Below are 19,166 nucleotides of genomic sequence, written 5' to 3' on the forward strand. Positions count from 1 at the left end.
AAGGGGCAAGGTGAGCACCAATCTCATATCAACCGAATTAAACACAACTCTTACCCTGTAGCATCCCAATCAGAATGGAAACAGCACTGGCACCACCATCACACTCACGATCATCACCAATACAGTGAACGGCACCCCGATTCGGATAAAATCACCAAATTTATAGCCGCCGGGGCCTAATACCAAGGTATTCACCGGCGATGAAACCGGCGTCATAAAGGCCGCTGATGCAGCAATACCGATAATCATCGCGAATGGATACGGGGAAAGCGACATCTCACGAGCAGCGGCGATGGCAATCGGTGCCATCAATACCGCCGTCGCCGTATTAGAGATAAATAGCCCGATAGTGGCGCACAGCACAAATAAGCACAACAACATTACCCTTGGCCCCATGCCACCAGCAACATCCATCAGCCCGCGGACAATCAAATCTACCCCGCCGGTTTTTTGTAGTGCCTGCGCAAAGGGCATCATGCCGATAATCAGAATCAAACTCGGCCAATGGATTGAGCGGTAAGCACTTTCCATATCAATACACCGGAATTGCCCCATCAACAAACACGCCACCAGCGCCGCAATCACATTCGGCACTTCGTCGGTCAGCATCATCGCCACCATCAGCGCCAGACAGAACAAAGCATGGGGCGCTTGTGAGATAGCTGGCGCGACTTCGTCAACTTCAGCCGGTAGATTCAGTACAATAAAATCACGCGTTTTTTGCTGCAATTGGCGGATAAGTTTCCAGTCGCCGATCACCAATAAGATGTCGCCAAACTGCAATTTGTCATCAACCAGTTTACCTTCCAATGTCTTACCGTTGCGGCGGATACCCACCACATTCAAACCATAGCGGGTACGAAAGGTCACTTCGCGTAAGCTTTTTCCCAGCAGGGCGGAATCGGGAATAAGAGAAACTTCAGCCATCCCGACGTTACGCGCCTGTTCTGAAAAATATTCGCCACGCAGCACCATTGGCTCTAACATCTGCTCGGTGCAAAATTCGCGTAAATCCATATCGCAATCTGACATATCAATCAGCAAAACATCATTTTCGCGCAGTTCAGACGAGCCGGTCGCACTGACCATAACCCGCCGAAAACGTTTCCAGCGCTCAATCCCGACGACATTGGCACCATAGCGGGCGCGAAGATGCAGCTCATCAAGAGAACGGCCAATTAAAGGGGAATCGTGGCGGATGGCCAAACGGCGGGCACGGCCGGTGAGTTTATAATCACGAATAAGATCGCGGAAAGTGCGGCGTTTCCACTGCTGTTCTTTTTCTGAGTTTTCCTGTTTCCCACCCAGCCAGTGGCGGGCGACTAACATGTAGCCGACCCCCATCAGTAGAATAATAAGGCCGATCGGCGTGACACCAAAGAAACCAAAGCCTTTGATGCCCTCGCGCAGTAACTCACTGTTAACCACCATGTTTGGCGGGGTCGCGACCAGAGTCATCATGCCACTGATCAGCCCGGCAAAACTCAGCGGCATCATTAATCGCCCCGGCGAAATCTTCATCCGGTTAGCAACACTCAGTACCACCGGGATAAAAATCGCCACCACCCCGGTTGAGCTCATAAAGGCCCCCAAACCGGCGACGGTCACCATGAGCAATGCCAACATTTTAGTTTCACTGTGACCGGCAACTTTCACCAACCAATCGCCCACTTGATAAGCAACGCCAGTTCTGACCAACCCCTCCCCAATCACAAACAATGCCGCGATCAAGATCACATTAGGGTCACTGAACCCGCTGGTGGCCTCACCCAACGACAACGTGCCGCTCATCACAAAGGCAATAATCACCAATAGCGCCACGACATCCATCCGCAGTTTATTGGTGGTAAACAGCACAATAGCTATCAGAAGTAGCGTCAACACCCACAATAGTTCGCTGTTCAAAATGGCCTCATTGGCAAAAAGTGAAAGAAAATGTCCGACTATACCCAAAGTCATTCGAGCTGCTGGAAAGCAGCCAACGCATATCCAGTTTGAAGGGCATATGGCAGTAAAGCATTAAATTCAAGGGTGACCGCTGTTTGAGATCAATAATGACTGCAAATTTATACGCTTACCATCCCATAATGCTATTAATTATATTTTTCTGAAAAATATTACTGCTCAACATCTCGTCATCTTTTGGGCAATAGAGGAATCGGAAATAATTGACTATCTATACTTGAGGCTAGCAGGGTTTAGCTCACTAACTAAACTAATAAGCTCAATGCTAAACTGCAGGCGGAAAAAGTGCTGGCAGGAGGGCTTAATGGATAATATTACAGATCATCTAATAATACTTTTTCTACTGTCATTTGTACTATTGTGGTGTTCGAACTATGTCGGCGTGGCCGAGATCTGGACGACGATGCTCGCGAAAGTTTCAACGTCATTTCGGGGGGGCGACACTAACCTTATTATGCCTGATTATTGGTTTCAGTTTTTCCATGGCGATCAATCGCTATGACCTGCGTAAACCTATGAAGAGGCCGAAGCAAATTAATATCTTCGCACTGATTCTTTGCCCGCAGCGCCTAACCTCACCTCGAAAGCATTATTAGCACGTTATCTTCATCAACGGATTTTGTTTTACATTACCCGGGATTCAAAACACCAGGCTGAGGTCAATTATCAGACTAATTAACTAGAAAATACCCTGTGGGCCGAGTTGCTGATGCCCGTGAGCCAACACTGTGATTCGATCTTCACCCTGGTTGTTTCGGGCCTGAATGATGTTTTGAACTCTGCTGGCTACACGCAGCCTCGAGGTGGGATTATTCAAGTTAAACCCTTAAATTTATACAAGCTAGAAAGCCGATTGCTCCCCGCACAGCCCCCCTCAGGTCATGCTAAACAATAAAAAGAGCGCCATCGGGCGCCCTAAGTTTGGTTATTTTGTTGCTATGCTCACTCTTTCAGGCGGACAACTGCACCATTCACTGTTTTTTCAACATCAATGTGCTCGAGTGAACTGAGGACTAAATCGACTTGATCCAGTTTAGGTGTGTCCGCTGGTGCATTTACAGCAATGACCTGACAACCCGCAGCCAGCCCTGAGAGAATCCCCGCAGGAGCATCTTCCACCACGATACAATCCGCTGGTGCCAGCCCCAAACGTTCGGCACCAAGCAAGTACGCATCAGGCATAGGTTTGCCATGTTTCACTTGTTCAGCCGTCACAAAGACTTCTGGCTCCGGCAAGTGGCCCGCAGCACGGCGAGCAGAAGCAACCGGCACCGAGCCGGAAGTGACGATAGCCCACGGAATCGACAGGCTATTAAGCCGCTCCAGCAGCGACACCGCTCCCGGTAGCGCGGTCACACCATCGGTGTCCTGGGCTTCAACCTGTTCTAATGCCAGAAACTCGGCTTTAAGTTCAGCATCACTTGCACCTGGCATAAAATGGCGAAGAGAGGTAATTGCTTGTTTACCATGGATAAAACCTAGCACTTCCACAGGGTCAATACCGCGACTTTGCGCCCAGCCAATCCAGGCTCTTTCAACAGCAGGCAATGAATCAACCAGAGTCCCGTCTAAATCAAAAAGAAAACCTTTACACTCCACAAGCACATCCTCGTCAGTAAACCTATGTCGCGATCATTGCGCGCTATCAGTCATTAATAATTTTAGGCATTAATAATTTGCGAAATCTCAACGGCACTCAAATGATATTGGCGCGGACATGATTGCCAAATAGCCAGCATACGTTGGTATTTGTCCCACATTGGCGTTTGGGAATTAAAACCATGTGTTCCTGAATCAAAATGGGTATAGCGGCCTTCGGTATTAACCATAAAGCGCACATAACTCAGGTAACGGGATTCGGTAGCAGCATCAAAACCAAGGAACGCAATGCGGCGTTCATCTAAATCTTGTTGGCCTTTCAGGTTACCCCAAGAGACTTGCAGGGCGTGATGCATCTCCATGATATTAATGATAGTACGGCAAGTCTCTTCGCTCATCTCACCAAAGTCGCGGTCCAGTTCACGCATCTGCAAACCAAAGCCACGTTCGACAATCGTTTGCTGACGGCGATAGCGTTCAGCGTTTTCTGGGTCCAGCATGGTCATCATTTTGTACTGATTCGACAGAATCAGCCGTTGGGCATTTGTCATATCCATCACTAAACTCCTAAGACATAAATAATGAGGAAATCATCGCATACAGAGTTAGGCCATACTTTGATTTGACAAGGGATTTTGCGTTGCTGTTGATCCGAGGCATAAAAAACCCCGGTAGCCAATAAAGCCCCAGTCTCTATTTTCCCTGATAATGTCAGTTCCCTGACAATGCCGCGCGACACATCATAAAAGACAATAACCCGTCATTCGTTTTACAAATCATCAAGAAACGTTTTATCCAACTGCTTAAAAGCGCGTTTAAGCACGTCCGCCAGAGATTGATAAGTCGGCGTTTGTTCAATCGGCGCAACGGCTTGCCCAGCTTCAGCCAGCTTGTTCCGCACTTCGTGGAACCACTGCAATAATGTTGGCGGTAACGGCGTAATAGCACGTTTACCTAACCACCATAATCCTTGCAGAGGCAAACCGCAGGCGAATAATGCCGTGGCGATGGCTGGCCCTAATTGCCCGCCCAGCGCTATCTGCCAGGTTAGCGTAAAAATAGCCAGCGGCGGCATAAAACGGATACCAAAACGGGTCGCCGTCGACACGCGACTCTCCGGAAATACCGGTGCCAGACGTTTGTCAGCCGGCCAGGTCTTCATATAGTGCTGACCGCGTTGGAGTACCTGAAACCAACTTACGGAATCAGAAGGTTTTGTTGTCATGGCTCACCTCAACTTCACAAGCAAAGATTAAAATTTTTTTGTAATCCACAAACTAAAAATTAGTCTGTTAAATATATTTTGTTTTTAGGCGGCGCTATCGGTATCCTAGCTCGGCCTTTTGGCCGCTAGAAGATGACGCAAAATATGTCAACCTTTTACAGCGTTTAAATCAATTTTGTTAAACCGCGCAAGTTTTTACCACCAGGCGTTAACATTTAAAGCGCGATTTTTCCATCATCATGCCTTTTTCACTATCGCATGATGTTAATCATTAATGTCGACGCCAATATGCGCTACGCTTTTGGACAGATTGACGTTTTATTAACCATGTGTTTTTCGCTGTTTTTGTACTCTTGATACAATATTTGTATCGGTCATGTAAAAACAAGCGCCGGACACGACTATAAATAGGTACTTCCATGTCGAGTAAGCTAGTACTGGTTCTTAACTGCGGTAGCTCTTCCCTGAAATTTGCTATCATCGACGCGACCAACGGTGAAGAACACCTCTCTGGTTTAGCCGAATGCTTCCATCTGCCGGAAGCCCGCATCAAATGGAAACTTGATGGTGGCAAACAGGAAGCAGCATTGGGTGCTGGTGCAGCACACAGCGAAGCACTGAATTTCATTGTTAATACTATTCTGGCACAAAAACCAGAGCTTTCTGCTCAGTTGACTGCTATCGGTCACCGAATTGTACATGGTGGCGAGAAATTCACTGCATCAGCTATCGTTACCGAAGAAGTTATTCAGGGTATCAAAGATTCCATCCCGTTTGCACCTCTGCATAACCCAGCGCACCTGATCGGTATTGCTGAAGCATTGAAATCCTTCCCAAATCTGGCTGATAAAAATGTTGCAGTCTTTGACACTGCCTTCCACCAGACTATGCCGGAAGAGTCTTATCTCTACGCCCTGCCGTACAGCTTATACAAAGAAAACGGTATCCGTCGCTATGGCGCACACGGCACTAGCCACTTCTACGTGAGCCAGGAAGCAGCAAAAACCCTGAACAAACCACTGGAAGAACTGAACGTCATCACTTGCCATTTGGGCAACGGCGGCTCCGTCACTGCGGTTCGTAACGGTAAATGTGTTGATACTTCTATGGGCCTGACGCCACTAGAAGGTCTGGTCATGGGTACCCGCAGTGGTGATATCGATCCAGCAATCATTTTCCATCTATATGATGCCATGGGCATGAGCATGGAACAGATCAGCAAATTGTTGACCAAAGAATCTGGCCTGTTGGGTCTGACTGAAGTCACCAGTGACTGCCGTTATGTTGAAGACAACTATGACACCAAAGCAGATGCCAAACGTGCAATGGATGTATTCTGCCACCGCCTGGCAAAATATATCGGTGCTTACACTGCGCTGATGGATGGTCGTTTGGATGCCGTTGTATTCACTGGCGGTATCGGTGAAAACGCAGCTATGGTGCGCGAATTGACTTTGGACAAACTGGGCCTGCTGGGCTTTGAAATTGACCACGAACGCAACCTGGCAGCACGCTTTGGCAAGTCCGGCACCATCACCAAAGATGGCAGCCGCCTGGCTCTGGTTATCCCGACCAACGAAGAGCTGGTCATCGCACAAGACGCTGCCCGTCTGACCGCATAAGAATTTTTGACATATACCCAAAGTCATTGGAGTTGCAGGTAGGCGGCAAGCGAATAAATCCCGATGAGCTAACTCAGGTCAGTGATTCGGGTGCATGAGTGTAGCCAACAACCCTGCGGCTTCAAGGACGAAGGATGTCCCCAAAGTCATTGGAGTTGCAGGTAGGCGGCAAGCGAATAAATCCCGATGAGCTGACTCAGGTCAGTGATTCGGGTGCATGAGCGTAGCCAACAACCCTGCGGCTTCAAGGACGAAGGGCATAACCGTAAAGAGGTTTAGCCGTGTCCCGTACAATAATGTTGATCCCTACCGGCACCAGCGTTGGTTTAACCAGCGTCAGCTTGGGCGTCATCCGCTCCATGGAGCAAAAAGGTGTGCGCCTGAGCGTATTCAAGCCAATCGCGCAGCCACGTGCTGGTAACGATGCACCTGACCAAACCACCACTATTATTCGTGCGAACTCCAGCATTACTGCTGCTGAGCCGCTGAATATGAACCATGTGGAAACCTTGCTGAGTTCTAACCAGCAAGACGTGTTGATGGAAGAGATTGTTGCCCGTTACCACGAAAACACTAAAGATGCCGAAGTGGTTCTGGTGGAAGGTTTAGTACCAACGCGCAAACATCAGTTTGCTAATGCGCTAAACTATGAAATCGCCAAAACGCTGAACGCGGAAATCGTGTTTGTGATTGCGCTGGGTAATGATTCACCAGACCAATTGAAAGAGCGTATCGAACTGGCTCGCTCCAGTTTTGGTGGCAGCAAAAACAAAAACATCACCGGCGTTATCATCAACAAACTGAATGCGCCAGTTGATGAGCAAGGCCGTACCCGCCCTGATCTGTCAGAAATTTTTGATGACTCTACCAAGGCCAGTGTCGCCAATATCGATCCAAAACAGCTGTTTGCCAACAGCCCGCTGCCGGTTCTGGGTTGCGTGCCATGGAGCTTCGAGCTGATTGCGACCCGTGCAATTGATATGTGTAAGCACTTGAATGCACGTATTATTAACGAAGGTGACATCAGAACTCGCCGCGTTAAATCAGTGACATTCTGTGCCCGTAGCATCCCGCACATGCTGGAACATTTCCGTCCAGGCTCTCTGTTGGTGACTTCCGCAGATCGCCCAGATGTGTTGGTTTCTGCTTGTCTGGCTGCTATGAATGGCGTTGAAATCGGTGCCATCCTGTTGACCGGTGGTTATGCTATTGATGAGCGCATCAATAGCCTGTGTGAACGTGCCTTCCAAACTGGCTTGCCAGTATTTATGGTTGATACCAACACCTGGCAGACTTCCCTGAGCTTACAAAGCTTCAATCTGGAAGTTCCGGCAGATGACCATGAGCGTGTTGAGAAACTGCAAAACTACGTCGCCAGCCATATCAGCAGCGAGTGGATTGATTCTCTGAGCGCCACGTCTGAGCGTTCACGTCGCCTGTCTCCACCAGCATTCCGTTATGAACTGACCGAGTTGGCTCGTAAAGCGGGCAAACGTATCGTGCTGCCAGAAGGTGATGAGCCACGCACGGTGAAAGCCGCATCTATTTGTGCTGAACGCGGTATCGCAACTTGTGTGCTGCTGGGTAATCCAGAAGAGATTCAACGCGTTGCGGCGGCTCAAGGTGTTGAGCTGGGTAAAGGCGTTGAAATCATCGATCCGGTTGCTGTACGTGAGCAGTATGTTCCCCGCCTGGTGGAACTGCGTAAGAGCAAGGGCATGACCGAAGTGGTCGCTCGCGAACAACTGGAAGACAATGTGGTTCTCGGCACCTTGATGCTGGAGAAAGGCGAAGTTGATGGTCTGGTGTCTGGTGCTGTTCATACCACTGCGAACACTATCCGCCCACCATTACAGTTGATCAAAACCGCACCGGGCAGCTCATTAGTGTCTTCTGTGTTCTTCATGCTGCTGCCTGACCAGGTTCTGGTTTACGGTGACTGCGCGATTAACCCAGATCCAACAGCTGAGCAATTGTCAGAAATTGCTATCCAGTCTGCTGATTCCGCAGCAGCATTCGGTATCGAACCGCGTGTGGCGATGATCTCTTACTCCACCGGTAACTCTGGTGCAGGTAGCGATGTAGAAAAAGTTCGCGAAGCAACCCGTCTGGCACAGGAAAAACGCCCAGATCTGATCATCGATGGCCCGTTGCAGTATGACGCGGCAATCATGGCTGATGTGGCTAAATCCAAAGCGCCGAACTCACCGGTTGCAGGTAAAGCGACAGTGTTCATCTTCCCAGACCTGAACACCGGTAACACCACCTATAAAGCGGTACAACGTTCTGCCGACCTGATTTCTATCGGGCCGATGCTGCAAGGCATGCGTAAGCCAGTTAACGACTTGTCTCGTGGTGCGCTGGTAGACGATATTGTCTATACCGTGGCTCTGACGGCTATTCAATCAGCTCAGGCTGACGCGAGCGCGTCTTAATCTTCGGGTTAAGTTGCTCAAAGTAAACGCCAGCCTTGTGCTGGCGTTTTTGTTGGGTGCTAAAATGTTAGGTTAGCTTTTTAGGTACTTTGCCGCGGTTCAAATTTATAGCTAAAACTTTGACTTACAGGCTCTTGTGCCTCACCATTTTCGTCATTATCCAGCATATCAATCAACATCTTACCGGCCTCTTTCCCCATTTTCTTGTAATCAATACGCATTGAAGTCAGAGTCGGATAAGTTTGATCACAGCTGTCAGAGCCATCCAAACACGCCACCGCAATACCACTTGGTATTTTCAAAAGCCGCCGCTGGCATTCAAATAATACGCCGAGCGCAATATCTTCATGGCTGCATATCACCGCATCCAGTTCTGGCTGACGTTGGAGTATTTCGGTCAAAGCATAGCGGCCAAACTGCAAACTGGCCGTTTCTGGCGTAGTGACCGTCTGATCTGCATTTTTATAATGCTCCAACATCGCCCTGTGCCAACCATTCAATTGCTGGCGTTGCAGACGGTTATCCATATGAGCGCCGATAAAACCAATATTATGGTAGCCACGCCCCAATAAATGCCGGCTTAATTCATAGGCCGACTCAAAAAAAGCCGCTTCAAGAGTAATTTTGGCCCCTTTAAAATAGGAACCAACGACGTTGACGGTGGGGATATGTGCGCGCTCAAGTAATTGATAGGTTTTATCTGCCAGCTGTGAGCCAAATATCACCACCGCCGCTGGGTTACTTTGCAGCAAGGTCATCAGAATTTCAGCTTCTTTGCGCTGGTTATATTCGTGACAACCCAACAATAGTTGGAACTCATTTTTATTCAGAATCTGTTGCAGCGCCTGCATAAATCGGGAACTGGCTTTGTCCGTTAATGACGGAATTAAAACGGCGACAGTATCACTGTGACCGGATGCCAATGCCCCAGCAGCACGGTTAGGGATATAGCCAAGAGTTTCAACCGCTTGTTCTATTTTTTCACGTAATTTATCTGAAACCTGCTCCGGCGTTCGCAGCGCTCTGGAAACAGTCATCGACCCTACCCCGGCGTAATTCGCCACATCCGATAGAGTGACCCGCCCGGTATTACGGCGCTTGCGCGTTTTTTCCATGCTGATTTCCTGCCTGATTAAAATTCTTGCCTGAGTAAAACCTTCCCACACTGGCCCTCGACAATACATTGCATTGTATATGGCTTATTTGGAGATAGCCAAAGCCCTTGGTGTGACAAATGATAGCGCTATCACAAATTTTGATAGCGCTATCAGGTAGCGCTATCAAATGAGATATTCATCACATTAATGACGATGATAAATATCTACTCTCACGTTAACAGTCATCGGGAGTCATAAATATCATGTTAAAAACACTGTTAACGCCAGACGTCATTCAGGTGGTCAGCCAGGCAAAAGATTGGCGCGATGCCATCGCAATTTCATGCCAACCTTTGATTGATAATGGATCCATTGAAGCCCGTTATGTCGAGGCAATTTATCGCTCCCATGAGGCCATTGGCCCTTATTACGTGGTCGGGCCAGGAATTGCCATGCCACATGCCCGCCCAGAGGAAGGTGCGAATAAACTTTCTTTGGCCTTAACCGTCATCACCGAGGGCGTCACTTTCAATGCTGAAGGTAACGATCCGGTAAAACTGCTCATAGTGTTAGCGGCGACAGACAGCACTAGCCACATTGAGGCTATTTCTCAACTCGCTCAGTTGTTCGATAACGATAACGATGTACAAGCCTTACTTAATGCCAAAACGCAGCAGGATATTTTGTCCGTTATTGCACGTTATTAATTTCAGCATTGAGTTCGGATAATAATTTTAAGGGGAAATAAAATGAAAATTACAGTGGTTTGCGGTAACGGTTTAGGCACCAGCCTGATGATGGAAATCAGCATCAAAAATATTCTGAAAGAATTGGCAGTCACGGCAGAAGTTGATCATGTCGATTTGGGTTCCGCCAAAGGGACACCCAGTGACATTTTCATCGGTACCAAAGATATTGCCGAACAATTAGTGGCTCAAGCCGTGGGCGGCAAAATCGTAGCGCTGGATAATATGATCGACAAAAAAGCCATGAAAGAGCGTTTGTCTGTGGCATTAACCGAATTAGGCGCTTTGTAAGCGGGGGCTGGCATGGATTTCTTTCGTTTCTTAATGAGTGATGTGCTTTCCGAACCGGCCATATTGGTCGGTTTGATTGCCTTAATCGGCCTAATTGCACAGAAAAAACCGGTAACGGAGTGCATTAAAGGCACCGTAAAAACCATTATGGGTTTTGTGATTTTAGGTGCGGGTGCGGGCTTGGTGGTTTCATCTCTGGGTGATTTCGCCAACATATTCCAACATGCATTCGGTATTCAGGGCGTGGTGCCGAATAATGAAGCCATTGTGTCTGTGGCGCAAAAGAGTTTCGGTAAAGAAATGGCGATGATTATGTTCTTCGCTATGGTTATCAATATTCTGATTGCCCGCTTTACGCCGTGGAAATTTATCTTCCTGACCGGTCACCACACGTTGTTTATGTCGATGATGGTGGCAGTGATTCTGGCGACCGCTGGCATTAGTGGTGTGACTCTGATTGTGATCGGCTCCCTGGTCGTTGGGGTTGCGATGGTGTTCTTCCCAGCTATTGCCCACCCTTACATGAAAAAAGTCACCGGTTCAGATGATGTGGCAATTGGTCACTTCTCTACCCTGTCTTATGTATTAGCGGGTTTTATCGGCAGTAAGTTTGGTAATAAAGAACATTCGACTGAAGACATGAATGTGCCGAAAAGTCTGCTGTTCTTGCGCGATACTCCGGTCGCTATCTCCTTTACCATGTGCATCATTTTCATCGTAACCTGTCTGTTCGCTGGGCCGGAAGTGGTGAAAAGCCTGAGTGGCGGTAAAAACTGGTTCATGTTCTCACTGATGCAATCCATTACTTTCGCCGCAGGTGTGTATATCATCTTGCAAGGTGTGCGTATGGTTATTGCTGAAATCGTACCGGCCTTCAAAGGGATTTCCGACAAATTAGTGCCTAATGCTAAACCAGCACTGGATTGCCCGGTAGTGTTCCCTTACGCGCCAAATGCGGTATTGGTTGGCTTCCTGAGCAGCTTTGCCGCTGGCCTTATCGGTATGTTCGCCCTGTATTTGATGAACATGACCGTGATTATTCCCGGTGTTGTACCTCACTTCTTCGTCGGCGCTGCCGCAGGGGTGTTTGGTAATGCTACAGGCGGGCGTCGTGGTGCTATTCTCGGCGCCTTTGCTCAAGGTTTGTTAATTACCTTCCTGCCAGTATTCCTGCTGCCAGTATTAGGTGATATCGGGTTCGCCAACACCACGTTCAGTGATGCAGACTTTGGTGCGCTGGGTATCTTGTTGGGTATTATTGTTCGCTAATAGTTGATCTATAATCAGTGAGATAAACGTAAAAAGCCCCTGAAAAGGGGCTTTTTTATGGCTGATAGGAATTAATCTTCGCGCGGGGTAATTTTACCGTAATCTTGTTCATTATTACGGGTTAACCACAGAGATAAGGCTTTCAGAGAATCCGGCGTGAACTCGTCGCAACGTGCGGTGATTTCTTCTGGCTGCATCCAACGGACTTCATCTATTTCTTCAGCCTGCAATGCAAATGGGCCATGAGAAACACAGCTAAACAAGGCCCCCCATACGCGGCAGTGCTCTTCTTCAAAGTAGAACTGGCCATGCTCAGCGAAAGGCACTCCTGCAATACCTAACTCTTCTTCCGCCTCGCGCCGAGCAGATTCAAGGTAGTTTTCACCACTTTGCACCACGCCACCGGCCGTCGCGTCCAGTTTTCCGGGATAAAAATCTTTGCTCTCAGTACGGCGTTGTACCAGTATTTTTCCCATTCCGTCGTGCACCACAATATAGGTAGCACGATGGCGTAGTCGTTGAGCTCTCATTTGTTGACGACTGGATTGAGCAATAACTTCATTTTGCTCATCAACAATATCAACCCACTCGATGACTGCTGCTGGATTTTGCTCCACCATCCTCTGAAACCTTCTATCTGGGCGCGATTATACGCGCGCAATTGTTAACAAAGAGTTTTCAACTCATTATATTATATGGTTTTTAGTGCCAACTGGATGACTGGCTCATCATTTTGTAGGGTCAGAACCTGTAAAAACCCCTCATCAAGCATGCCATAACTCGCCGGATATCCCCCTTTCGGGATACTAACTGAGCCGGGATTAAAGCATATGACGTCATCTTGCCATTCCGCCTGTGGTAGATGAGTATGACCATAGACTAAGACATCCCCTTTACGCAACGGAGGAAGCGCGCTCGGATGATAAAGGTGGCCATGAGTCAAAAATAAACGTGTTTCTGGCATTATAATCTGCTGCCAGCTGGCCATAATAGGGAATTGCAATAACATTTGATCGACTTCACTGTCGCAATTACCGCGTACAGCAATAATCTTGTTTTTATAGGGATTAAGACATTCTGCGACCGCAGCGGGTTGATAACCCGTCGGTAACGCATTCCGTGGCCCATGGTTGAGTAAATCACCCAATAACACCAGCCATTGCGCGCCACTGCGGTCAAATATCTCCAGAACTTTTTCAGTGGCCGATAGCGACCCATGCAGATCAGAAGCAAACATTAACTTCATGATATCGTCTTCTCTTAGGTCTACTCTCAGTAAATCAAGTGGCACCGGCCACCGAGATACATAATGAGAACTCAATAAGACTTCATTCTATCATCCAATCAGTCAGATTAATCCGAGAAAAGCCACTATCCACCATAAGAAAATTTTATCGTAAAAAACTTTTATCGTAAAAAGCAGTTATTGTAAAAAAACAATGCCGACATGAAAGAATACTGTCAGCGTTGTACGGGATTGAATGGGGAAAATCGTTATAGAGAAGGCTGCGATACCAACTCATCCAGCGTCAACTGATTGAATAAGTACCCTTGCATTGCATCAATATTACTGCCTTTGAGTTGCTCCGACTCATCCTCATTTTCTACGCCAACCACAATCACCCCGAGACAATATTTCTTAATATTATTGATCAATATCGGGAAAGTGTGCTTATTGTGCTGCCAGAAGAAATGCTTATCAATTTTCACATATTCGAAAATATTAGCAGTCACTGCATTTAAGGTACACCCTCCGCTACCTAGGTCATCTAGCCATAGTGGATATCGCTCAGCCAAATCGCGTAACAGTGGGTTATTCATTCCATCGGATAAATTGGAGAATGTCTCCATAATTTCCAGTCGTAGGAAAGGCAGTTCATCAAGCATTCGGCGAGTCGGCTCATCAGTAACAATAACACTCGCTAAGTCAAAATCGATATTAATTGAAAGCAGGACATTATGCGTGATAAACCACTCGCTATAGGCTCTCACAGCACATAATTGATCCTGGAATAAGTCGGTCTTTCCATTGATATCTAATTTATTAATAAAATTTTCAACATCAATGGGCAAATCTACCGATTTGGCTGAAAATCGGCTTAATAGCTCGACGGCTAATAAGCTACCGTCTTGTTTATATATAGGTTCACATACATAAGAACAATTAACTTCAATGTTTAGCTTCATGCGCACCTGAAAAGTGTAGGGACAATAATAAGGCAGCAGCCTGACCTCAGCCGGAGGATTTATAAGCCACTGTCAATTTTCATGAAATACTCAAATTTTATTTATAAAACTATCCAACATGACAAAACGACAGAGGCTAATGGCCTCTTTTTCATTCCGATGAGTATATTGACTCTAGCAGAAAATCGCGAATTCAGCCTTAAAGTCACCGAAATGCCTTATAACCATTGTTAGCGGTCAGAAACCATAAGGCACATAACGCCGATGGCTCGACAACTAACTGGGTAATAACTATATTAATCGGTTCGATTGGGGAATTTATTTAGTTATTTTTTTATTTTGTTAAAAATTTCACTCAGGGTGTGCTCAGTGTCGTAGGAGAAGAGTGCGAGATAACCTATGCTGAAAAGAAACCAGACTGCCGCTATCCCCAAAGAATTTGGAATTGCAGGTAGGTATCAAGTAAGAAGGGTATAAACGGAGATTGGCTATGCGTATTTTAATCACTGGAGCTACAGGGCTCATCGGGCGCAGTCTGACCACATTCCTTTTGTCGCAAGCTCATCAAATAACAGCACTAACCCGTGATCCTCAACGAGCAAATAAAGTGCTTGGCTCACAAGTCACCTGTTGGTCAACGTTAAATGACCAACATGACCTTAATGATTTTGATGCCGTCATTAATCTCGCGGGCGAGCCTATTGCTGAAAAACGTTGGACACCACAACAGAAAGAGATTTTGTGTCAAAGCCGTTGGCAGATAACCGAAAAACTGACGACATTAATTAAGGCTAGCAGTCAGCCGCCAGCCGTGTTTATTTCAGGATCTGCGGTCGGATTTTATGGCGATCAGGGGCAAGCGGTGGTCACCGAAGATGAAACACCGCAGAATGAATTTACCCATATGTTATGTGAACGTTGGGAAAACCTTGCTCGGGCAGCTGAAAGTAGTCACACAAGGGTTTGCCTGCTGCGTACCGGTATTGTGTTGGCCCCCCATGGCGGCGCGTTAGCAAAAATGGTGCCGCTATTACGCCTTGGTCTAGGAGGCCCGATCGGTGATGGTCGTCAATATCTGCCATGGATACATATTGATGACATGGTTCATGGTATTTATTATTTACTGACGACCAATGGACTTAACGGCCCATTCAATATGGTTTCCCCTTATCCGGTACATAATGAACAATTTATTGCCACTTTGGCTGAAGTGCTAGACCGCCCAGCGGTTATTCGCACCCCTGCGGCAGCTATTCGCTTGTTACTAGGAGAATCTGCAGCTTTGGTATTAGGTGGGCAGCGGGCGATACCTAAGCGCTTAGAAGAAGCCGGTTTTGCTTTCCGCTATTTTGAGTTAGAAGAAGCCCTGCGTAATGTCCTGAATAAACCAATCGCCTAATTGAATTAACGCGGGATAGATAAAATAACTATCCCGCCCAACCCTTATTTACTTCAATGCACCAGAAAGGAATTGCTGCAAACGAGGGCTTTTAGGGTTACCAAAAAGCTCGGCTGGCGGGCCTTCTTCTTCAATGACACCTTTGTGCAGGAAGATAACATGGCTGGAAACGTGACGGGCAAACTCCATTTCATGGGTCACCACCACCATGGTTTTCCCCTCTTCTGCAAGTTTTTGCATAATTCGCAAAACCTCACCAACCAATTCAGGATCCAATGCGGAGGTTGGCTCATCAAATAAGAGTACATCAGGCTCCATCGCCAATGCCCGGGCAATGGAAACACGTTGCTGCTGGCCTCCAGAAAGATGTACCGGATATTTAGCACGCGCGCGCTCATCAATCCCGACTTTATCCAAATAGCGAATCGCTCGCTCTTTAGCCACTGATTTACTTAACCCTAATACTTGAACAGGGGCTTCCATCACATTTTCCAACACCGTCATATGGCTCCATAAATTGAAATGCTGGAATACCATCGTCAGACGCGTGCGAAGTAATTGTAGCTCTTTCTTATCAAAAACTTTTAGTTGTCCGTCTTTATCGCGCACCAGTCGAATATCTTGATTATTGACACTGATCGACCCTTCGCTGGGTTTTTCCAGGAAGTTGATACAACGTAAAAAGGTACTTTTCCCCGATCCGGACGAACCAATAATAGAAATAACGTCCCCCGCTTTGGCTGAGAGTGAAACGCCTTTTAACACCTCATGTTCCCCATAATGCTTATGCAATTCGGTCACAGACAGTTTAGTTTCAGCTATTTTAGGTTTTAGTGTGTCAGTCATAGTTTTTAATGTGTCAGTCATAAAGTTCTCCGTACTTAATGCGATGCCTGAGGTTTTATATGTGCCAGCCAACGTTTCTCTGCTTGGCGGAACAGGCTAATTAGCGTAAAGGAGATAATCAGATAAAGTACGGCAGCAATACCAAAAGCATAAAACGGCTGATATGTCGCAGCGTTAATATCACGCGCTATTTTCAGTATATCTGGCACCGTGGCGGTAAAAGCCAACGCGGTAGAATGCAGCATTAAAATAACTTCATTACTATAGGCGGGTAAAGCAATACGCAGTGCGGAAGGTAAAATAATACAGCGATACATTTTAAAGCGTGAGAAACCATAGGCTCTGGCAGCCTCTATTTCGCCATGTGGCACCGAACGAATCGCGCCCGCGAAGATCTCCGTGGTATAAGCACAGGTATTGAGTGTTAGTGCCAAAATAGTGCAATTCAGCCCGCTGCGAAAAAAGGCATTAAGTAGATCGTTACCTCGGACTATCTCTAAGCTGTACATTCCAGAATAAAATATCAGTAATTGCACATATAATGGCGTACCACGAAAAATATAAGTAAAGATCCATACCGGTAAGCGAATCCAGCGCCGCTCGGCTACCCGAGCTACTGCCAACGGAATTGCCAGTAACCCACCCATCACGACAGAGCTAATTAATAGCCACAGGGTAACGGCCATGCCGGTAAATCGATAGCCATCACTCCAAAGCAGGGCTTGCCAATATTGATGTAGGATTTCTATCATAGTTCGGCCCTCTTCACTCCGTGGGAATAGCGCCGTTCCAACCACAGTAAAACACCATTCGAGATGGTGGTAAAAATCAGATAAACCACACCAGCCACCAATGCGAAGAAGAACGGCTGATAAGTACCTTTTCCTGCTAACTGTGTGGCTTTGACCACATCATTCAGCCCTAAAATAGAGACCAATGCCGTCGCCTTAAGGATCACTTGCCAGTTATTACCGATACCTGGTAGTGCGTAGCGCATCATGGCAGGGAACATAATTCTGCGGAAAATCTGGCTAGAGGATAAACCAAATGCTCTTGCTGCTTCAATTTGACCAGCCGGAACTGCCATATAAGCGCCACGGAAAGTTTCAGTGAAATAAGCTCCGTAGATAAAACCAAGGGTGATAATCCCAGCTGAAAGAGGATCAATATTAATTTGTTCGAAACCGAGAGATTCAGTAATGCTATTTAGGAATATCTGCAATCCGTAGAAAATCAGCAGCATTAAAACTAAATCAGGTACACCGCGGATCAGCGTGGTGTAACACTCAAATAAGCCTGATAAAAGGCGATTTGACGATAATTTCCCACCGGCACCTATTAAGCCGATAATCACTGACAGCAGCACTGAACACAGTGCCAACTCCAGCGTCACCAGCGCACCTTCAAATATCAGTTTGGAATATCCATCCAGCATCTGGGTTATCCTATTTTACTGAGTAAGGAGTCTGGTTAATGACTTTGAGTTCATAGCCCAATAACAACCCCTGCCCAAATTAGGGCAAGGGTTATTTCATCCAGCGGAATTAACCACCGTAAACATCAAAATCGAAATATTTTTTCGCGAGTTTATCGTAGGTGCCATCTTTGCGCATTTCTGCAAAGGCTTTATCCAATGCCGCTTTCAGTTCCACATCATCTTTACGCAATCCCATACCGGTACCGATGCCAAAGAATTGATCATTTTTGACTGACGGGCCAGCGAAAGCATAATCTTTACCTGCTTCTTGTTTGAGGAAACCTTCATTACCTGCGACTTCATCCTGGAAAGCGGCATCAATGCGGCCAGAACTCAAGTCTGAATAGATTAGATCCTGATTTTGATAGGCAACAACATCAATACCTTTTGGCTGCCACTCAGCATTGGCAAATGCTTCTTGAGTAGAACCTTGTAATACCCCAACACGCTTACCTTTCAAAGCAACCAAAGTGGGTTCAACTTTACTGCCTTTCGGGGCGATTAAACGGGCATTAGCCGCGAAAAGTTTGTCGGTGAAGGCAATCTCTTTTTGGCGTTTTTCAGTAATAGAGAGTGAAGAAATAATCGCATCAATTTTTTTAGCTTTCAGCGAGGGAATCAGCGCATCAAAATCACTTTCAACAAAAGTACATTTGGTATCAATACGGTTGCATAGCTCTTTTGCTATATCAATATCAAAACCTACCAATTCACCACTGGCATTTTTCGATTCAAAAGGAGCATACGTTGGGTCTGTACCAATTTTGATATCTTTAGGAATAGCAGCAAAAGCACTGCTGGCAGCAGCCAATGCTAATATTAAAGGCAGAACCAAAATCTTCTTATTCATACATAATCCTCAAATTGATTTTTGATGCCCAAAGTACGTTAGTTTTATCTACAACCCTTAGCGTCCCTAACAATAAGTTTCCATAAATCGATGTGCAGTAATCGTGCCAGTAATTATCAGGAGAGAAAGCTGATTCCATCACTGCTTTATTGGCATAA

General features: G+C 46.7%; 18 protein-coding genes. 6 read left to right on the top strand and 12 right to left on the bottom strand.

Annotated features, from left to right (window positions below; translation table 11 throughout):
- Nucleotides 1-69 precede the first annotated feature (69 nt).
- The 4 genes from OP863_RS13435 to yfbV form a co-directional block, all read right to left on the bottom strand.
- The gene (locus OP863_RS13435) at nt 70-1,905 is read right to left on the bottom strand and encodes an SLC13 family permease (protein ID WP_038639414.1); all 1,836 of its coding nucleotides are present in this window, start codon (nt 1,903-1,905) and stop codon (nt 70-72) included.
- A gap of 1,002 nt (nt 1,906-2,907) precedes the next feature.
- Nucleotides 2,908-3,564: a sugar phosphatase gene (locus tag OP863_RS13445; RefSeq protein WP_038631807.1), complete on the bottom strand. Its 657-nt coding sequence runs from the start codon at nt 3,562-3,564 to the stop codon at nt 2,908-2,910.
- Nucleotides 3,565-3,626: 62 nt separating this feature from the next.
- A complete protein-coding gene (locus OP863_RS13450; protein ID WP_038631805.1) occupies nt 3,627-4,121 on the bottom strand; it encodes a YfbU family protein in 495 nt (164 codons plus the stop codon).
- A 212-nt stretch (nt 4,122-4,333) separates the two neighbouring features.
- On the bottom strand, nt 4,334-4,789 hold the full coding sequence (yfbV, locus tag OP863_RS13455) for a terminus macrodomain insulation protein YfbV (RefSeq protein ID WP_265525397.1): 456 nt from the start codon (nt 4,787-4,789) through the stop codon (nt 4,334-4,336).
- 419 nt (nt 4,790-5,208) lie between these two features.
- Between yfbV and ackA the strand changes: the two genes are divergently transcribed.
- Together ackA and pta are read left to right on the top strand one after the other, a co-directional pair.
- On the top strand, nt 5,209-6,411 hold the full coding sequence (ackA, locus tag OP863_RS13460; protein ID WP_038631801.1) for an acetate kinase: 1,203 nt from the start codon (nt 5,209-5,211) through the stop codon (nt 6,409-6,411).
- A gap of 296 nt (nt 6,412-6,707) precedes the next feature.
- Complete coding sequence (gene pta / locus OP863_RS13465; protein ID WP_038631798.1) at nt 6,708-8,846, top strand: phosphate acetyltransferase; 2,139 nt, start codon at nt 6,708-6,710, stop codon at nt 8,844-8,846.
- Between the two features lie 80 nt (nt 8,847-8,926).
- On the opposite strand, the gene OP863_RS13470 is transcribed toward pta, so the two are convergent.
- Nucleotides 8,927-9,961, bottom strand: coding sequence for a LacI family DNA-binding transcriptional regulator (locus tag OP863_RS13470; protein WP_145587817.1), 1,035 nt, complete (start codon nt 9,959-9,961; stop codon nt 8,927-8,929).
- 245 nt (nt 9,962-10,206) lie between these two features.
- Here OP863_RS13470 and OP863_RS13475 point away from each other — a divergent pair, with 245 nt between their 5' ends.
- From OP863_RS13475 to OP863_RS13485, 3 genes are read left to right on the top strand one after another with little or no spacing between them, the layout of a single operon-like run.
- Nucleotides 10,207-10,650 (top strand): PTS sugar transporter subunit IIA, encoded by a 444-nt coding sequence (locus OP863_RS13475; RefSeq protein WP_004391631.1) that lies wholly within the window; start codon nt 10,207-10,209, stop codon nt 10,648-10,650.
- Nucleotides 10,651-10,692: 42 nt separating this feature from the next.
- On the top strand, nt 10,693-10,980 hold the full coding sequence (locus OP863_RS13480; RefSeq protein ID WP_004391630.1) for a PTS sugar transporter subunit IIB: 288 nt from the start codon (nt 10,693-10,695) through the stop codon (nt 10,978-10,980).
- A gap of 12 nt (nt 10,981-10,992) precedes the next feature.
- Nucleotides 10,993-12,249, top strand: coding sequence for a PTS ascorbate transporter subunit IIC (locus OP863_RS13485; RefSeq protein ID WP_038631791.1), 1,257 nt, complete (start codon nt 10,993-10,995; stop codon nt 12,247-12,249).
- A gap of 71 nt (nt 12,250-12,320) precedes the next feature.
- On the opposite strand, the gene yfcD is transcribed toward OP863_RS13485, so the two are convergent.
- From yfcD to OP863_RS13500, 3 genes are all read right to left on the bottom strand, one after another.
- Nucleotides 12,321-12,869, bottom strand: a complete 549-nt coding sequence (yfcD, locus tag OP863_RS13490; protein ID WP_038631788.1) for an NUDIX hydrolase YfcD — start codon at nt 12,867-12,869, stop codon at nt 12,321-12,323.
- Between the two features lie 71 nt (nt 12,870-12,940).
- The gene (gene yfcE / locus OP863_RS13495) at nt 12,941-13,495 is read right to left on the bottom strand and encodes a phosphodiesterase (protein ID WP_145587821.1); all 555 of its coding nucleotides are present in this window, start codon (nt 13,493-13,495) and stop codon (nt 12,941-12,943) included.
- Between the two features lie 248 nt (nt 13,496-13,743).
- Entirely contained in the window at nt 13,744-14,436 is a 693-nt protein-coding gene (locus OP863_RS13500) for an EAL domain-containing protein (protein ID WP_038631783.1), read from the bottom strand.
- 490 nt (nt 14,437-14,926) lie between these two features.
- Here OP863_RS13500 and OP863_RS13505 point away from each other — a divergent pair, with 490 nt between their 5' ends.
- Entirely contained in the window at nt 14,927-15,835 is a 909-nt protein-coding gene (locus tag OP863_RS13505) for a TIGR01777 family oxidoreductase (RefSeq protein ID WP_145587823.1), read from the top strand.
- A gap of 48 nt (nt 15,836-15,883) precedes the next feature.
- Here the strand turns inward: OP863_RS13505 and hisP are convergent, their stop codons facing one another.
- The 4 genes from hisP to argT all read right to left on the bottom strand — a co-directional run bounded on the left by hisP (nt 15,884) and on the right by argT (nt 19,008).
- On the bottom strand, nt 15,884-16,681 hold the full coding sequence (hisP, locus tag OP863_RS13510) for a histidine ABC transporter ATP-binding protein HisP (protein ID WP_120011634.1): 798 nt from the start codon (nt 16,679-16,681) through the stop codon (nt 15,884-15,886).
- Nucleotides 16,682-16,716: 35 nt separating this feature from the next.
- Nucleotides 16,717-17,433, bottom strand: a complete 717-nt coding sequence (locus OP863_RS13515) for an ABC transporter permease (protein WP_032820323.1) — start codon at nt 17,431-17,433, stop codon at nt 16,717-16,719.
- Entirely contained in the window at nt 17,430-18,116 is a 687-nt protein-coding gene (locus OP863_RS13520; RefSeq protein ID WP_145587825.1) for a histidine ABC transporter permease HisQ, read from the bottom strand. The genes OP863_RS13515 and OP863_RS13520 overlap by 4 nt, the downstream gene beginning before the upstream one ends.
- A gap of 109 nt (nt 18,117-18,225) precedes the next feature.
- Nucleotides 18,226-19,008 (bottom strand): lysine/arginine/ornithine ABC transporter substrate-binding protein ArgT, encoded by a 783-nt coding sequence (gene argT, locus OP863_RS13525; RefSeq protein WP_038631776.1) that lies wholly within the window; start codon nt 19,006-19,008, stop codon nt 18,226-18,228.
- Nucleotides 19,009-19,166 lie beyond the last annotated feature (158 nt).

Source organism: Yersinia sp. SCPM-O-B-9106 (C-191), assembly GCF_026183365.1.
GTDB lineage: Bacteria > Pseudomonadota > Gammaproteobacteria > Enterobacterales > Enterobacteriaceae > Yersinia > Yersinia rochesterensis.

What these genes read in the sequence shown, in the direction of transcription:
- OP863_RS13450 (WP_038631805.1), bottom strand. Translation starts at nt 4,121, where the DNA reads ATGGATATGACAAATGCCCAACGGCTGATTCTGTCGAATCAGTACAAA.
- yfbV (WP_265525397.1), bottom strand. Translation starts at nt 4,789, where the DNA reads ATGACAACAAAACCTTCTGATTCCGTAAGTTGGTTTCAGGTACTCCAA.
- ackA (WP_038631801.1), top strand. Translation starts at nt 5,209, where the DNA reads ATGTCGAGTAAGCTAGTACTGGTTCTTAACTGCGGTAGCTCTTCCCTG.
- pta (WP_038631798.1), top strand. Translation starts at nt 6,708, where the DNA reads ATGTTGATCCCTACCGGCACCAGCGTTGGTTTAACCAGCGTCAGCTTG.
- OP863_RS13470 (WP_145587817.1), bottom strand. Translation starts at nt 9,961, where the DNA reads ATGGAAAAAACGCGCAAGCGCCGTAATACCGGGCGGGTCACTCTATCG.
- OP863_RS13475 (WP_004391631.1), top strand. Translation starts at nt 10,207, where the DNA reads ATGTTAAAAACACTGTTAACGCCAGACGTCATTCAGGTGGTCAGCCAG.
- OP863_RS13480 (WP_004391630.1), top strand. Translation starts at nt 10,693, where the DNA reads ATGAAAATTACAGTGGTTTGCGGTAACGGTTTAGGCACCAGCCTGATG.
- OP863_RS13485 (WP_038631791.1), top strand. Translation starts at nt 10,993, where the DNA reads ATGGATTTCTTTCGTTTCTTAATGAGTGATGTGCTTTCCGAACCGGCC.
- yfcD (WP_038631788.1), bottom strand. Translation starts at nt 12,869, where the DNA reads ATGGTGGAGCAAAATCCAGCAGCAGTCATCGAGTGGGTTGATATTGTT.
- yfcE (WP_145587821.1), bottom strand. Translation starts at nt 13,495, where the DNA reads ATGAAGTTAATGTTTGCTTCTGATCTGCATGGGTCGCTATCGGCCACT.
- OP863_RS13500 (WP_038631783.1), bottom strand. Translation starts at nt 14,436, where the DNA reads ATGAAGCTAAACATTGAAGTTAATTGTTCTTATGTATGTGAACCTATA.
- OP863_RS13505 (WP_145587823.1), top strand. Translation starts at nt 14,927, where the DNA reads ATGCGTATTTTAATCACTGGAGCTACAGGGCTCATCGGGCGCAGTCTG.
- hisP (WP_120011634.1), bottom strand. Translation starts at nt 16,681, where the DNA reads ATGACTGACACACTAAAACCTAAAATAGCTGAAACTAAACTGTCTGTG.
- OP863_RS13515 (WP_032820323.1), bottom strand. Translation starts at nt 17,433, where the DNA reads ATGATAGAAATCCTACATCAATATTGGCAAGCCCTGCTTTGGAGTGAT.
- OP863_RS13520 (WP_145587825.1), bottom strand. Translation starts at nt 18,116, where the DNA reads ATGCTGGATGGATATTCCAAACTGATATTTGAAGGTGCGCTGGTGACG.
- argT (WP_038631776.1), bottom strand. Translation starts at nt 19,008, where the DNA reads ATGAATAAGAAGATTTTGGTTCTGCCTTTAATATTAGCATTGGCTGCT.